This is a genomic window from Kitasatospora nipponensis (assembly GCF_039528135.1).
Lineage (GTDB): Bacteria > Actinomycetota > Actinomycetes > Streptomycetales > Streptomycetaceae > Kitasatospora > Kitasatospora nipponensis.
This window is the reverse complement of sequence record NZ_BAAALF010000204.1, coordinates 1-13,708: the sequence shown is the minus strand read 5'-3', so window position 1 is coordinate 13,708 and position 13,708 is coordinate 1. Positions and strand designations below refer to the sequence as shown.

Genomic DNA, 13,708 nt, shown 5'->3' with positions numbered 1-13,708 from the left:
ATCGATCCGCTCGCGCGCCGTCAACTTCCCCTTGGCGTGCTGCGCCTCGGTCGCCTTCTCGTCCGGACCGCGCCGGACCTGCTCGCGCAGCTCCAGCAACTCCTCGACCCGGCCGCGCGCATCGGAGGGCTCGGCCGCAGTGGCCTCGTGCAGCACCGTCATCTCGAACTCCCGGGTATGAGCGAGCGAGCAGTCGGTGTCGGCGGGGCTCCCGGCTGCGATTCTCTTCGTCTCCTACGACACTACGAGGCGCAGTGGTCCCGTTTCGGCGTCGATTCCGTACAAGGTCGGACCGGATTAGATGTCGAAGCCGTACAGAAAATCGCCCGGGGGTGTCAGCGCGGGGTGGTGGCCGCTCCCCGCCGGGGGCGCTCCCGCGGAGGGCACGCCGGCTCGGGAGCGGATCCGGCCGGTTGGGGAAGTGCGCAGCTCAGGGCCGATTCCGGCCGGCGTCCGGCGGCCGGAGCCGGGCCGTGGCGGGCGCCCTGGCCGCCGGCGGCGGCCGGGGCCGGCGGGGGGGGGGGGGGCGGCCGGATGCCCGGCGACTCGTAGGGATACGCCAAAAGAGGGCGACGGTGCGATCCATCGCAGCAGGTCCGGGGGTGGATCAGGCCCGGGTGTCCTCGCCGTCCTCGGGCGCCTCGCCGCCCGTTCCCTCCGCCGGGGCCTGGCCGCGCAGCTCCTGCTCGCGCCGGCGCAGGTCCGCCTCCCACTGCTGGAGCATCTGCTCGTGCTTGCGGTTGTCCTTCTTCAGCGAGGCGAGGAACTCCGGATCGTCGTCCGGGGCCAGCGAGCGGCCCTGCGGGCGCCGGGGCCCGGCGGCGGCGGTCTCGAACGGGTCCACCGGCCCGTAGGCCGCGCGCAACGGGCCGCGCCGGCGGCCCACCGCCAGCCAGGCGATCGGGCCGAGCAGCACCTCGCCGAAGAGCAGGATGATGATCACCCAGACCACCTTGGGCAGGTGGCGGACCTCCTCGTCGGGTGTGGTCAGGCAGTCGATGAAGGCCCAGACCCACAGCGCGAGGACGATGACGAACGGCAGGTACCTCAGCACGGTGGCGCGCTCCCCCGGAAGCCGGCGACGAGGGCCACCCGGGACGACCGCCGGGAAGTGCGGACAGGGACCCTCTTGACGGGCCCAGGCTAGCGGGTGCCCGATACTGGCTCGCATGGCATACGACGATCTCCGCTCGTTTCTGCGGGCCCTTGAACGAGAAGGCGACCTCAAGCGCATCAAGGCCGAGGTCGACCCCCATCTGGAGATCGGCGAGATCGTCGACCGGGTGCAGAAGGCCAAGGGTCCGGCGCTGCTCTTCGAGAACGTCAAGGGCAGCTCGATGCCGCTGGCGATGAACGTCTTCGGCACCGAGCGCCGGCTGGCCAAGTCGCTGGGCCTCAAGTCGCCCGACGACATCGCCGAGAAGATCGCCGGCCTGCTGCGGCCGGAGCTGCCGCACGGCTTCACCGGCTTCAAGGACGCCTTCGGCAAGCTGGCCTCGATGGCCCACGTGCCGCCGCGCAAGGTGAAGGCCACCGAGGCGCCGGTGCAGGAGGTGGTGCTGACCGGCGACCAGGTCGACCTCGACGCCCTGCCGGCGCTCTTCACCTGGCCGCTGGACGGCGGGTCCTTCTTCAACCTGGGTCTGACGCACACCAAGGACCCGGACACCGGCATCCGCAACCTGGGCCTCTACCGCCTGCAGCGGCACGACCGGCGCACCATCGGCATGCACTGGCAGATCCACAAGGACAGCCGCAACCACTACGCGGTGGCCGCCCGGCGCGGTGAGCGGCTGCCGGTCGCGATCGCCTTCGGCTGCCCGCCGGTGGTCACCTACGCCGCGACCGCCCCGCTGCCCGGCGACATCGACGAGTACCTCTTCGCCGGCTTCGTGGCCGGCGAGCGGGTGAAGATGGTCGACTGCAAGACCGTCCCGCTGCAGGTGCCCGCCGACGCCGAGGTGGTGCTGGAGGGCTGGCTGGAGCCCGGCGAACTGCTGCCCGAGGGCCCGTTCGGCGACCACACCGGCTTCTACACCCCGCAGGAGCCGTTCCCGGCGCTGACCATCGACTGCGTGACGATGCGCCGCCGCCCGATCCTGCAGTCCATCGTGGTCGGCCGCCCGCCGACCGAGGACGGCCCGCTGGGCAAGTTCACCGAGCGGTTCTTCCTGCCGCTGCTGAAGGTGATCATCCCGGACATCGTCGACTACGACCTGCCCGAGGCCGGCGGCTTCCACAACTGCGTGATCGTCTCGATCGACAAGAAGTACCCCAAGCACGCGCAGAAGGTGATGCACGCGATCTGGGGCGCCCACATGATGTCGCTGACCAAGCTGATCATCGTGGTGGACGCCGACTGCGACGTGCACGACTACCAGGAGGTCGCCTGGCGCGCGCTGGGCAACACCGACTACAGCCGCGACCTGTCGGTGGTGGAGGGCCCGGTGGACCACCTGGACCACGCCTCGTACCAGCAGTTCTGGGGCGGCAAGGCGGGCATCGACGCGACCCGTAAGCTCCCCGAGGAGGGCTACACCCGTGACGGCGGTTGGCCCGAGATGGTCACCTCGGACCCGGCCACCGCCGAGCTGGTGACGAAGCGCTGGAGGGAGTACGGGCTGTGAGTACCACTGCCGATCTGTTCGAGGCCCCGCCTCCGAACAAACTGCGGGCGTTCCTGCGCCTGGTCCTCATCGAGCACTCGGTCTTCGCGCTGCCCTTCGCCTACATCGCCACCCTCACCGCGATGTTCCTGGCCGACCGGCGGGTGCACTGGGGCACGCTGGTGATCGTCACCCTGGCGATGGTGGGCCTGCGGACCTTCGCGATGGCCGCGAACCGGATCATCGACCGCGAGATCGACGCCCGCAACCCGCGCACCGCGGGCCGCGAGCTGGTCACCGGCGCGGTGTCGATGCGCACCGCCTACACCGGCTCGGCGATCGCGCTGCTGGTCTTCCTGGGCGCGGCCGCGCTGCTCAACCCGCTCTGCCTGGCGCTGGCGCCCGTCGCCGTGGTGCCGATGGTGGTCTACCCGTACGGCAAGCGGTTCACCGACTTCCCGCACGCCATCCTGGGGCTGGCCCAGGCGATGGGCCCGATCGGCGCGTGGCTGGCGGTCACCGGCAGCTGGTCGTGGAACGCGGTGGTGCTGGGTCTGGCCGTCGGCATCTGGATCGGCGGCTTCGACCTGATCTTCGGCTGCCAGGACGTGGCCGCCGACCGCGCCGAGGGGGTGCGCTCGGTGCCGGCCCGCTTCGGCATCGCCGCCGCCCTGTACGGCGCCCGCGGCTGCCACGTGGTGACCACCGCGCTGCTCGCCTGGTACGGCGTCCTCACCCACGCGGGGCCGGCCTTCTACGTCGGTCTGGTCGTGGTGGTCGTCGCCTTCTGCTACGAGCACGCGATCGTCAAGCCGGGTGACCTGTCCCGCCTCAACCGGGCCTTCTTCACCACCAACGGCTTCGTGGGGATCTCGCTGTTCGCCTTCGCCCTGCTGGACCTGATCCTGCGCGGCCTGCACCTCAGCTGAGGGCGGTGGCGCGATGATGGAGGTCCGGGGCCCGCTCGCCCCGGACCCCCGGCCGCCCGAGGAGGCGACGATGCTCGGCACCCTGCAGTGCGTGGTCCTGGACTGCCACTACCCGGCCGCGCTGGCCCGCTTCTACGCGCTCCTGCTCGGCGGCGAGGTGGACCGGCCCGACGCGCGCTGGAGGGTGGACGAGACGTGGTCCACCCTGCACACCCCGGACGGCCAGGTGCTCTGCTTCCAGCGGGTCGAGGACTTCCACCCGCCGCAGTGGCCGGACCCGCTGCACCCCTCGCAGGTCCACCTCGACGTGGAGGTCGCCGACCTGCCCACCGCCGAGCGGGAGCTGGCCGAGCACGGTGCGTCGATGCTGCGCCGCGAGCAGGGCTGGGTGATCTACTCCGACCCGGCCGGGCACCCGTTCTGCCTGCTGCCGGCGATCCTGCGGGCCTGAGCCCGCGCGGCCCGGGCAGCCCGCGCGGCCCCGCGGGCGCGGTCTCAGTGCAGCCGCAGCCGGTCGCCGACCCGCAGCAGGCCGGGCCCGGTGACGGTGGCCAGCGCGTCGAGCCGGTTGTCGTGCTCCCTGGCGAGCACCCGCAGGATCTCCGGGGCGTGCGGCAGCCCCGGCTGCGCGGTGGAGGTCATCACGCACCGCTCGCTGGCGCGCACGAAGCCGAGCCGGGCGCCGGACCTCAGCACGCCCTCGCGCCCGAACCAGTGGTCCTCCACGAACGGCGGGGTGCCGGGCGGGGTGCGCAGCAGGATGTTGGGCCGAAAGCGCCGCTCGTCGACCAGGGCGGTGGGCACCGCCTCGCGCACCCAGTCCAGGGTGGCGGTGGTCAGCAGGCTGACCGGCAGCTGGTCGAAGTGCGAGATCGCGTCCTCGCGCGCCAACTCGACGTCCTCGCGCTGGAGGTAGGCGCGCAGGAAGGCGGTCGGGTCGGGGACCGGGCGGCCGAGCGGATCGAGCAGGTCGGGCCCGTCCAGCCTCCGGCCCAGGCGCGAGCCGAGCCGCAGCAGGCCGTCCATCCGGCGAAAGCGCCGGGTGTTCTTGCCGGAGCCGAACCTCCCCTCGCCGTCGCGCACCGCGTAGAGCCGGTCGCCGGCCAGGCCGCGCGCGTCGACGGCGACCTCGGTCAGCCGCTCGCCGCCGGTCGACTTCACCGGGTAGCGCCAGACGCGTTCGACCACTCCGACGATCTCTGCCATGGGTCGGCAGCCTATCGGGGGCCGCCGGTGATGGTCTAGACCTATGGCCGGACGGGCCCCCGCCGCGGCGGGCCCGGCGCGGCGGGGTCAGCCGATCCGGGCCACCGCCCGCACCGGGGCCCCGTCGGCGGCCGCCAGCCGCAGCGGGAACAGGCTCACCGAGAGCGGCTTGTCGCGGGCCTGCGCCTCCAGCAGCGCGGTCAGGTCGGTCAGGTTCTCGGCGATCACGCCGCCGCCCGGGGCGCCCAGCAGGATCCGATGGGCCGTCAACAGTGGGGCGTCGGCGGCGGCCAGGCCGTCCCGGGCGTCGTGCTCGTCGGCCAGGCCGGCCAGCAGGGCGGCCACCGCCGGGTCGGCCGGTTCGGCGTCGGGGGTGGGGTCCACGCTCAGCGCGTCCACCCCCACCGTGCGCACTCCGGCGGCCACGATCGCCTCGGCGGCCGCCGCGCTCAGGTACGGGTGCGCCAGGTAGCGCTCGGTGCCCCAGAACCGCGGCCAGCCGGTGGCCAGCAGCAGCACCGCGCCGGGCGTCAGCCGGGCCAGCGCCGGCGCCAGCTGCTCGGGGCCCACCGCGCTGCGCGGCGGCAGCGCGCGCAGGTCGGCGACCACCGCCGGGCCGGTGAACAGCTCCAGCGGCAGGCCGTCCAGGGTCGGCCAGGTGACGTCCACGTGGTACGGCGCGTCCACGTGGGTGCCCGACTGCGAGCCCAGGTGCACCGAGAGCACGTTCACCCCGGCGGTGTCGGTGGTCAGCGCGGGGCGCAGCGCGACCTCGGGGTCGCCCGGGTAGACGGGCATGCCGGTGGTGACCTGATGGGTGAGGTCCAGCAGGACGGGGGCCGGCGCCGGCTGGGGAGTCACGGGGGAGTCCACCCCGCCATCCTCCCGCGTCGCAGGCCCTAGGGTGCGAGGTATGGGCAATGAACAACAGGCGGCGAGGCGGCCCTGGGTGGTCGGGGTCTGCGGGGCCTCCGGGACGCCGTACGCGGCCTCGGTGATCCGGGCGCTGCTGGCCGCCGGCGAGGCGGTGGACCTGGTGGTCAGCCGGGCCGCCCGGCTGACCATCCTGGACGAGACCGGCATCTCCTTCCGGGACGCCCACTGGCAGGCCGACCTGGCCGCCTGGATCGGCGACGACCCGGACCTGGCCGGCGTGCGGTACTGGGCGGCCGGCGACTTCGCGGCCGGCCCCTCCAGCGGCTCCTACCCGGCCAAGGGCATGCTGGTGGTGCCGGCCACCACCGGCGCGGTGGCCGGCATCGCGCTGGGCCTGAGCAAGGACCTGGTGCAGCGGGCCGCCGCGGTCACCCTCAAGGAGCGCCGCCCACTGGTGGTCTGCGTGCGCGAGACGCCGCTGGACGGGGTGACGCTGCGCCACCTGGTGGAGCTGGACGCGGCCGGCGCGGTGGTGCTGCCGGCCTCCCCAGGCTTCTACGCGGGTGGCTCCACCGCCCGTGAGCTGGTGGATTTCGTGGCCGGCCGGGTGCTGGACGCGGTCGGCGTCGGTCACGGGCTGTACCGGCGCTGGTCCGGCGAGCTGGGCGGCGCCCGCTCGGCGTCGGCCGACGCGGCGTCAACGGCGAAACCGACGGGGACCGATGGGCCCCGGGGGGCGTAAGAGGGCCGGCGGCGGGAGAGTATCTTCTCTGCGATATCTGGCATCCGACATCTGACGTCTGCGAAACCCGGGTTGCGGCGCGAGCGCACCTTGGATTTGCGGATAATGCTCTCGGGGTCTGGGCGAGGTTCGGAAGGACGCGGACGGTACATGGACACGGTGGACAGGCAGCTCATCCAGGCGTTGCGGGAGAACGGTCGCGCCTCCTATGCGGAACTGGGCCGTCTGGTGGGCCTGTCGGGTCCGAGCGTCACGGACCGGATCAACCGTCTGGAACAGGCCGGGGTGATCACCGGCTACCGGGCCACCGTCAACCCGGCCTCGCTCGGGTTCGGTGTCACGGCCCTGATCGGCCTGCAGCTGACCGACGCCGCCGACCACGAGGACGTGGCGCACCGGCTGAAGGAACTCGGCGAGGTCGAGGACTGCTGGTTCATCGCGGGCGACGACTCGTACATGCTCAAGGTCCGGGTCTCCGACGTGGCGGGGCTGGAGTCGGTGGTCAAGCGCCTGTCGGGGACCAAGGGCGTGGCCCGGACCCGGACCACCGTCGTGCTGTCCACCAAGTGGGAGAACCGGGTCAGCGAACTGCCCCTCGACTCAGGAGAGTGAGACCCCGATGGCACTGGTAGGCCTGGAGGAACTGCGCGCCGCCCAGCGGCGGATAGCCGGCGTGGCGGTCCGCACCCCGCTGATGCCCGCCCCGTGGGCCGCCGACGGCAACCGCCGGCTCTGGCTGAAGCCGGAGAACCTCCAGCCGACCGGCGCCTTCAAGATCCGCGGCGCCTACAACCGGCTGGCCGCGCTGAGCGGGCCCGAGCGGGCCCGCGGCGTGGTCGCCCAGTCCAGCGGCAACCACGCCCAGGCGGTCGCCTACGCGGCGCAGCTGCTCGGCATCAAGGCCGTGATCGTGATGCCGGACACCTCGCCGGCCGTCAAGGTGGCCAACACCCGTTCCTTCGGGGCCGAGGTGGTCCTGGTGTCGCCGCACGAGCGCGACACCGTGCCCGCCGAGCTGAGCGAGCGCGGCGGCTTCGTCTGGGTGCCGCCGTACGACGACCCGTACATCATCGCCGGGCAGGGCACCGTGGGCCTGGAGATCGGCGAGGACGCCCCGGACGAGCTGGACACCGTCCTGGTGCCGGTCTCCGGCGGCGGGCTGATCAGCGGCACGGCCGCCGCGCTCAAGCTGACCACCCCCGGGGTGCGGGTGATCGGGGTGGAGCCGGAGCTGGCGGCCGACGCGCAGGAGAGCCTGCGCACCGGCGAGCGGGCGATCTGGCCGGTGGAGCGGACCTACCGCACCATCGCGGACGGGCTGCGCACGCCCGCGGTCGGCGAGCTGCCCTTCGAGCACCTGCAGGCCTACGTGGACGACATCGTGACGGTCACCGAGGAGCAGATCCGCAGCACCGTGGCGGTGCTGGCCAGGCGCGGGCGGCTGGTCGCCGAGCCGTCCGGGGCGGTGGCCACCGCGGCCTACCTGCACCACGCCCAGGAGCTGGGCGGGCGGGTCTTCGCCGCGGTCGTCAGCGGCGGCAACCTCGAACCGAAGCTGCTGTCCGAGCTGCTCGCGGCATAGGCGTAGGCTCGCTTCCGGTTGTCGGAAGCAAGCAGGACAGAGCATCGAGGAGGCGGTCCACCGCATGGACGCAGGGCTGAAGCGCGAGCTGGAGGCGAAGGTCCACTCGGGCGAGCGGCTGACCCGCGAGGACGGCATCGCCCTCTACGAGAGCGACGACCTGGCCTGGCTGGGCGGCCTGGCGCACCACGTGCGGACGGTGAAGAACGGCGACGTCGTCCACTTCAACGTCAACCGCCACCTCAACATGACCAACGTCTGCGCCGCCTCCTGCGCGTACTGCTCGTTCCAGCGCAAGCCGGGCGAGAAGGACGCCTACACCATGCGGATCGAGGAGGCGGTGCGGCTGGCGAAGGCGATGGAGGTGGACTCGCTCACCGAGCTGCACATCGTCAACGGCCTGCACCCCACCCTCCCCTGGCGGTACTACCCGCGCTCGCTGCGGGAGCTGAAGGCGGCGCTGCCGAACGTCTCGCTGAAGGCCTTCACCGCCACCGAGATCCACTGGTTCGAGAAGATCAGCGGCCTGTCGGCCAGTGAGATCCTGGACGAGCTGATCGACGCCGGCCTGGAGTCGCTGACCGGCGGCGGCGCGGAGATCTTCGACTGGGAGGTCCGCCAGCACATCGTCGACCACGAGACCCACTGGGAGGACTGGTCGCGGATCCACCGCCTGGCGCACGAGAAGGGCCTCAAGACCCCGTGCACCATGCTGTACGGGCACATCGAGGAGCCCCGGCACCGGGTGGACCACGTGCTGCGGCTGCGCGAGCTGCAGGACGAGACCGGCGGATTCCAGGTCTTCATCCCGCTGCGCTACCAGCACGACTTCCACGACTCCAAGGACGGCGTGGTCCGCAACAAGCTGATGGCCCGCACCGAGATGGCCACCGGCGCCGAGGCGCTGAAGACCTTCGCGGTCTCCCGGCTGCTCTTCGACAACGTCCCGCACGTCAAGGTCTTCTGGGTGATGCACGGCGTCACCACCGCCCAGCTGGCGCTCAGTCACGGCGCCGACGACATGGACGGCTCGGTCGTCGAGTACAAGATCACCCACGACGCGGACAACTTCGGCACGCCGAACAAGCTCGGCCGCGCCGACCTGCTCGACCTGATCCGGGACGCCGGTTTCCGGCCGGTCGAGCGCAACACCCGCTACCAGGTGATCCGCGAGTACGACGGCCCTGACCTGGGACGTCGTGAGACCCCGCAGGCCATGCGGCTCTGATCCGGGGCCCGCGACAGCGCTGCGCCGATCCTCTTCACCAGGATTTATGGCGGCCCGGGTTTACCTCCCGCGGCCCCCTTTGGGAGGATCGGCCGTATGTCCGGATCCCATCGTGCCTCCAGTCAGCGCCGCCGCAGTGCCGGCCCGCCCTCCGCGGACCTGCCCGGCGGCGCTGACGCACCCGGCCCCCGGCAGCTCTCGCGGGGGCGGCGCCGCAAGGCGCGCAAGCGGCGCGGCGCGCTCTCGGCGACCTCCTTCGCGCTGCTGATGGCCGGTGCGGCGGGCTGGTTCGGCTTCGGACCCGGCGGCGTGCTGGCCGCCCACGGCCACGGCGGCGCGCTTCCCAAGAGCACCCCCGACCTGCCCCCCACCACGCTGGACGACGTCCCCGCGCCGGCCGACGGCACCACCGCCGCCCGCCCCGACACCGGTGGCATATCCGGCGCCTCGGCGAGCGCCGCGCCCTCCCCTGCCGCCTCCGGGCAGGCCGCCGACGGCAGCTACGCCGCGCTGCCGGGCCTGGGCGCCGCCTTCACGGCGAGGATTCCGGCGGAAACCAGCCAGGTGGTGCTCGCCACGGGAGCCAACAAGAACTCCTCCGACACCACGGTCACCCTGTGGACCCGCACCCCCGACGGCCGCTGGCACCCGGGCGCCACCTGGGCCGCGCACAACGGGTACTCCGGCTGGACCACGGACCACAACGTCGGCGACCTGCGCAGCCCGATCGGTGTCTTCACGCTCAGTGACGCCGGCGGCCTCAAGGCCGACCCCGGCAGCAAGCTGCCCTACCACCAGGACAGCGACTTCGTGGCGGCCGGCAAGGGTTTCACCGGCGAGACGCTGGCCGGTTCCTTCGACTACGTGATCGCGATCAACTACAACCGGGTGCCCGGCAGCTCCCCGCTGGACACCCGCGAGCCGCTGGGCAGCGCCAAGGGCGGCGGCATCTGGATCCACGCCGACCACGGCGGCCCGACCCACGCCTGCGTCTCGGTCTCCGAGGAGCACATGGCCGAGCTGGTCAGGACGCTCGACCCGGCGGCCCACCCGGTGATCGTGATGGGCGACGCGGCCTCGCTGGCCGCCTGAGGGCCGGCCGGGGTCCGCCGGCGGGCGCGGACAAGCCGCGGAAACGGCTGGGAGGTGCCTGTGAGACGGCCGGGAATTCCTCGGCGTGCCCGGCGCCCCCCGTTGTGCCGCAAGGGGTTTGTCCGCCTCCTACAGCATCCGGCGTCGGATCCTGTCACGGGACGTTAGCAGTTAACGCACCGGTAACCCGGTTGAGTGGCAGCATGACCGGTTCCCGCATCGTAGCGCTCGGCCACTACCAGCCGCCCAAGATCCTCACCAACGCCGACCTGGCCCAGCTGGTCGACACGGACGACGAGTGGATCCGCAGCCGCGTGGGTATTCGGCAGCGGCACATCGCGGTCGACGAGACCCTCGTCGACCTCGCCACCGAGGCCGCCCAGAAGGCGCTGGCCTCGAGCGGGCGCCGCCCCGAGGAGATCGACCTGGTGGTGGTCGCCACCTGTACCGCGGTGGAGCGCAGCCCCAACACCGCGTGCGCCGTCGCGGCCCGGCTCGGCATCCCCTCGCCCGCCGCGTACGACATCAACACCGTCTGCTCCGGCTTCTCCTACGCGCTGGCCACCGCCGACCACGCGATCCGCGCCGGCGCGGCCCGCCGGGCGCTGGTGATCGGCGCCGAGCGGATGTCCGACACCGTCGACTGGAGCGACCGCTCCACCGCGGTGATCTTCGCCGACGGTGCCGGCGCGGCCGTGGTCGAGGCGGAGCCCGACGGCGGGTCGCCCGGGATCGGGCCGGTGGTCTGGGGCTCGGAGCCCGAGCGCGGCGACGCGGTGACCATCACGGGCTGGAAGCCGGTGATCAGCCAGCAGGGCCAGTCGGTCTTCCGCTGGGCCACCACCCAGATCGCGCCACTGGCCCGGCAGACCTGCGAACGGGCCGGGATCGAGCCCTCCGAGCTCAAGGGCTTCGTGGCCCACCAGGCCAACCTGCGGATCATCGAGGCGATCGCCGGCAAGCTCGGCGCGCCGAACGCCGTGATCGCGCGCGATGTGATCGACTCGGGGAACACCTCGGCGGCGTCCATCCCGCTGGCGCTGAGCAAGCTGGTGGAGCGCGGTGAGCTCGTCTCCGGCGACCCGGTCCTGCTCTTCGGCTTCGGTGGCGGGCTGGCCTACGCGGGCCAGGTCATCCGCTGCCCGTAGTCGCCCGGTCACCACGCGCCGGTGGGCGGAACCCTGGGTCAGGTTTCCGCCCACCGGCATGTGCGACGCGTGCTGCGGTACGTCGGCGAACCTCCCCCGAGGACACGGCCGCCGCCCGACGTTCCACCGGACAGGAGGGCCGGGGCCACGCGCGAGCACATCTGTGGAACGTGGGGTCTACGGGTCGTAGGACGGTCTACCTGGGCGGCTTCTTACCGGTGACGCCCAGGTACACCAGGGGGGCGAGGGTGGGCCGCAGGTCCTTGACCTTGACGCCCCAGGACGTGAACGCCTTCTGGTGCTCCGCCGCGGAGGCGAGCAACGAGATCAGCGAACCGGCCACCGCGGCCGCGTCCTGTGCCTTGTCGGCCTGGCCCTTGGCCTGGAGGTCCTTGACGGCATCCGCGAGCGGCTTGGCCACCGAGTTGAGGACGGTCATGCGGATCTTGAAGAACCGCTTGTCCCCTTCCGCGGCACCGAGGGTGACCACGCGCAGAATGGCGTCGTTCTTGCGCCAGAAGGCGAGGAATCCGTCCACCAGTTCTTCCGAGGTGGTGGTGCCGGACTTTCCCGCCCAGGACTTTCCGTCGACGAGCTCTTTGAGCTCGACGCTGTCCTTGGCCATTTCCTCTGCGATCTCGAGGACAGCGCCCTCGACATCCGGGAAGTACTGGTAGAAGGTCGCGGGGGAGGTACCCGCCATACGGGCGACGTCGATGACCTTGACGTCCCGGTACGGCGACGTGCTGAGCATCTCGCGGAGGCAGTCGAGCAGCTTCTGCCGCGTCTCCTGTCCGCGTCGCCCGGCGACGCGACCGTCGACGGTGCGAACTTGTCCTGTCATGCCGTCAGCTTACCGCGCACCGATCATGGCGCGATTCGGTGATGCGACTATTAGTCCGCCCGGGGGTGGTAATGGGCTCCGCGATAGCGATATTCGTAGCCCCCCCGTGTGCTGATGGCGGCACAGAGTGACGGCCTGTGGGCTGAAGGGTGGTCGGGTAGCTCTGCGTAGCCTTCCGCGTGAAAGCGGTGAACACCCAAAGCGTCGTCAGATCGTGTTCTCGTCGCTCCAACCGACGGCTCGCCAGCGGGCCGCGGCCGGATCCCGACCCCGGGGCGGACCGGTGCGGCGCGACACGGCCGCGGCGCGGGGGCGGGGGAGATTGGCTCAGACGCCGCGTGCGTTGGAGAATCAGCTCCGGCCCCCGAACGGGTGGCGTGCGGAGGGGGAGGTGGCAGCCGAGTGGACCAGCTGACGGCGCAGGATCCGAGACGGATCGGGCCCTTTGAGGTGCTCGGACGCCTCGGCGCCGGTGGGATGGGGCTGGTGTACCTGGCGCGCTCCACGTCGGGTCGCCGGGTGGCGATCAAGACGGTGCGAGGCGAGCTCGCCGAGGACGAGCTGTTCCGGGTCCGGTTCGCCCGTGAGATCGCGGCGGCCAAGACCGTCGGCGGCTTCTACACGGCCGCCGTGGTGGACGCCGACGCCGACGCCCGGGTGCCCTGGCTGGCCACCGCCTACGTGCCGGCGCCCTCGCTGGAGGACCTGGTCGGCGAGTGCGGGCCGCTGCCGGTGGACGGGGTGCGCTGGCTGATCGCGGGCATCGCCGAGGCGCTGCAGTCGATCCACGCCGCCGGACTGGTGCACCGCGACCTCAAGCCGTCCAACGTGCTGGTCACCGAGGACGGCCCGCGGGTGATCGACTTCGGCATCGCCGCCGGGGTCTCGCACACCCGCCTGACCATGACCAACGTGGCGGTCGGCACGCCCGCCTACATGTCGCCCGAGCAGGCCAAGGACAGCCGCAGCGTCACCGGGGCCAGCGACGTCTTCTCGCTGGGCTCGCTGCTGGTCTTCTGCGCCACCGGGCACGCGCCCTACCGCGGCGGCAACCCGGTGGAGACGGTCTTCAAGCTGCTGCGCGAGCAGCCCGACCTCTCCGGACTGCCGGTCGAGCTGGTGGACCTGGTGCGGGCCTGCATGCGCCCCTCGCCCGAGCACCGGCCGACGCCCGCGCAGATCCAGGCCGAGCTGGCGCCGCACCTCTTCTCCCGGGACGACGCGGGCGAGGAGGGCGGGGACTGGCTGCCGCCCGAGGCGCTGGACCTGATCGAGCGCAAGCGCGGACGCCGCGCGCTGCCCGCCCAGCGGCCGGTGGCCGCGCCCGAGCCCGGGCCGGCCCGGGTGGCGCCGCAGGTCGTGCCGCCGGTGCCCCCGGTGCCGCCCTCGGCGGTGCCGGAGCCGTACCTCTCGGCGGCGCACCAGCCGGCCCCCGGGCCGGGGGGCCACTGGGGG

The 13,708-nt window shown here is 72.5% G+C and carries 14 protein-coding genes and 1 pseudogene; 10 read left to right on the top strand and 5 right to left on the bottom strand.

The window, feature by feature from the left end:
- Together ABD323_RS34490 and ABD323_RS34485 are read right to left on the bottom strand one after the other, a co-directional pair.
- Positions 1-162 (bottom strand): annotated as a pseudogene (locus ABD323_RS34490) (methylmalonyl-CoA carboxyltransferase); the annotation flags it as partial.
- Positions 163-607: 445 nt separating this feature from the next.
- Positions 608-1,054, bottom strand: coding sequence for a PLD nuclease N-terminal domain-containing protein (locus ABD323_RS34485; RefSeq protein ID WP_344446020.1), 447 nt, complete (start codon positions 1,052-1,054; stop codon positions 608-610).
- A 115-nt stretch (positions 1,055-1,169) separates the two neighbouring features.
- Here ABD323_RS34485 and ABD323_RS34480 point away from each other — a divergent pair, with 115 nt between their 5' ends.
- From ABD323_RS34480 to ABD323_RS34470, 3 genes are all read left to right on the top strand, one after another.
- Positions 1,170-2,627 carry a menaquinone biosynthesis decarboxylase gene (locus ABD323_RS34480; RefSeq protein ID WP_344446019.1) on the top strand — a complete coding sequence of 486 codons (1,458 nt, stop codon included), beginning with the start codon at positions 1,170-1,172 and terminating at the stop codon, positions 2,625-2,627.
- The gene (gene mqnP, locus ABD323_RS34475) at positions 2,624-3,535 is read left to right on the top strand and encodes a menaquinone biosynthesis prenyltransferase MqnP (RefSeq protein WP_344446018.1); all 912 of its coding nucleotides are present in this window, start codon (positions 2,624-2,626) and stop codon (positions 3,533-3,535) included. The genes ABD323_RS34480 and mqnP overlap by 4 nt, the downstream gene beginning before the upstream one ends.
- 70 nt (positions 3,536-3,605) lie before the next feature.
- Complete coding sequence (locus tag ABD323_RS34470; protein WP_344446021.1) at positions 3,606-3,986, top strand: VOC family protein; 381 nt, start codon at positions 3,606-3,608, stop codon at positions 3,984-3,986.
- Between the two features lie 44 nt (positions 3,987-4,030).
- Here the strand turns inward: ABD323_RS34470 and ABD323_RS34465 are convergent, their stop codons facing one another.
- Both ABD323_RS34465 and ABD323_RS34460 read right to left on the bottom strand, forming a co-directional pair.
- A complete protein-coding gene (locus tag ABD323_RS34465; RefSeq protein WP_344446017.1) occupies positions 4,031-4,741 on the bottom strand; it encodes an MOSC domain-containing protein in 711 nt (236 codons plus the stop codon).
- 87 nt (positions 4,742-4,828) lie between these two features.
- Positions 4,829-5,614 (bottom strand): cyclase family protein, encoded by a 786-nt coding sequence (locus ABD323_RS34460; protein WP_344446016.1) that lies wholly within the window; start codon positions 5,612-5,614, stop codon positions 4,829-4,831.
- Between the two features lie 40 nt (positions 5,615-5,654).
- Here ABD323_RS34460 and ABD323_RS34455 point away from each other — a divergent pair, with 40 nt between their 5' ends.
- From ABD323_RS34455 to ABD323_RS34430, 6 genes are all read left to right on the top strand, one after another.
- Entirely contained in the window at positions 5,655-6,359 is a 705-nt protein-coding gene (locus ABD323_RS34455; RefSeq protein WP_344446015.1) for a UbiX family flavin prenyltransferase, read from the top strand.
- A gap of 150 nt (positions 6,360-6,509) precedes the next feature.
- A complete protein-coding gene (locus ABD323_RS34450) occupies positions 6,510-6,971 on the top strand; it encodes an Lrp/AsnC family transcriptional regulator (protein WP_344446014.1) in 462 nt (153 codons plus the stop codon).
- A 7-nt stretch (positions 6,972-6,978) separates the two neighbouring features.
- Entirely contained in the window at positions 6,979-7,941 is a 963-nt protein-coding gene (locus tag ABD323_RS34445; RefSeq protein WP_344446013.1) for a threonine ammonia-lyase, read from the top strand.
- A gap of 64 nt (positions 7,942-8,005) precedes the next feature.
- Positions 8,006-9,169 carry an aminofutalosine synthase MqnE gene (gene mqnE / locus ABD323_RS34440; RefSeq protein ID WP_344446012.1) on the top strand — a complete coding sequence of 388 codons (1,164 nt, stop codon included), beginning with the start codon at positions 8,006-8,008 and terminating at the stop codon, positions 9,167-9,169.
- Between the two features lie 96 nt (positions 9,170-9,265).
- The gene (locus tag ABD323_RS34435; RefSeq protein WP_344446011.1) at positions 9,266-10,261 is read left to right on the top strand and encodes a L,D-transpeptidase family protein; all 996 of its coding nucleotides are present in this window, start codon (positions 9,266-9,268) and stop codon (positions 10,259-10,261) included.
- Positions 10,262-10,464: 203 nt separating this feature from the next.
- On the top strand, positions 10,465-11,409 hold the full coding sequence (locus ABD323_RS34430; RefSeq protein ID WP_344446010.1) for a beta-ketoacyl-ACP synthase III: 945 nt from the start codon (positions 10,465-10,467) through the stop codon (positions 11,407-11,409).
- Between the two features lie 196 nt (positions 11,410-11,605).
- Here the strand turns inward: ABD323_RS34430 and ABD323_RS34425 are convergent, their stop codons facing one another.
- Positions 11,606-12,253: a TetR family transcriptional regulator gene (locus ABD323_RS34425; protein WP_344446009.1), complete on the bottom strand. Its 648-nt coding sequence runs from the start codon at positions 12,251-12,253 to the stop codon at positions 11,606-11,608.
- Between the two features lie 402 nt (positions 12,254-12,655).
- Between ABD323_RS34425 and ABD323_RS34420 the strand changes: the two genes are divergently transcribed.
- Positions 12,656-13,708 (top strand): serine/threonine-protein kinase (locus ABD323_RS34420; protein ID WP_344446008.1); only part of this gene is annotated, 1,053 nt, incomplete at its 3' end.

Bases quoted from the DNA above. Each gene is read 5' to 3' on its own strand.
- ABD323_RS34480 (WP_344446019.1), top strand. From the start codon at position 1,170: ATGGCATACGACGATCTCCGCTCGTTTCTGCGGGCCCTTGAACGAGAA.
- ABD323_RS34470 (WP_344446021.1), top strand. From the start codon at position 3,606: ATGCTCGGCACCCTGCAGTGCGTGGTCCTGGACTGCCACTACCCGGCC.
- ABD323_RS34465 (WP_344446017.1), bottom strand. From the start codon at position 4,741: ATGGCAGAGATCGTCGGAGTGGTCGAACGCGTCTGGCGCTACCCGGTG.
- ABD323_RS34455 (WP_344446015.1), top strand. From the start codon at position 5,655: ATGGGCAATGAACAACAGGCGGCGAGGCGGCCCTGGGTGGTCGGGGTC.
- ABD323_RS34450 (WP_344446014.1), top strand. From the start codon at position 6,510: ATGGACACGGTGGACAGGCAGCTCATCCAGGCGTTGCGGGAGAACGGT.
- ABD323_RS34445 (WP_344446013.1), top strand. From the start codon at position 6,979: ATGGCACTGGTAGGCCTGGAGGAACTGCGCGCCGCCCAGCGGCGGATA.
- mqnE (WP_344446012.1), top strand. From the start codon at position 8,006: ATGGACGCAGGGCTGAAGCGCGAGCTGGAGGCGAAGGTCCACTCGGGC.
- ABD323_RS34435 (WP_344446011.1), top strand. From the start codon at position 9,266: ATGTCCGGATCCCATCGTGCCTCCAGTCAGCGCCGCCGCAGTGCCGGC.
- ABD323_RS34430 (WP_344446010.1), top strand. From the start codon at position 10,465: ATGACCGGTTCCCGCATCGTAGCGCTCGGCCACTACCAGCCGCCCAAG.
- ABD323_RS34425 (WP_344446009.1), bottom strand. From the start codon at position 12,253: ATGACAGGACAAGTTCGCACCGTCGACGGTCGCGTCGCCGGGCGACGC.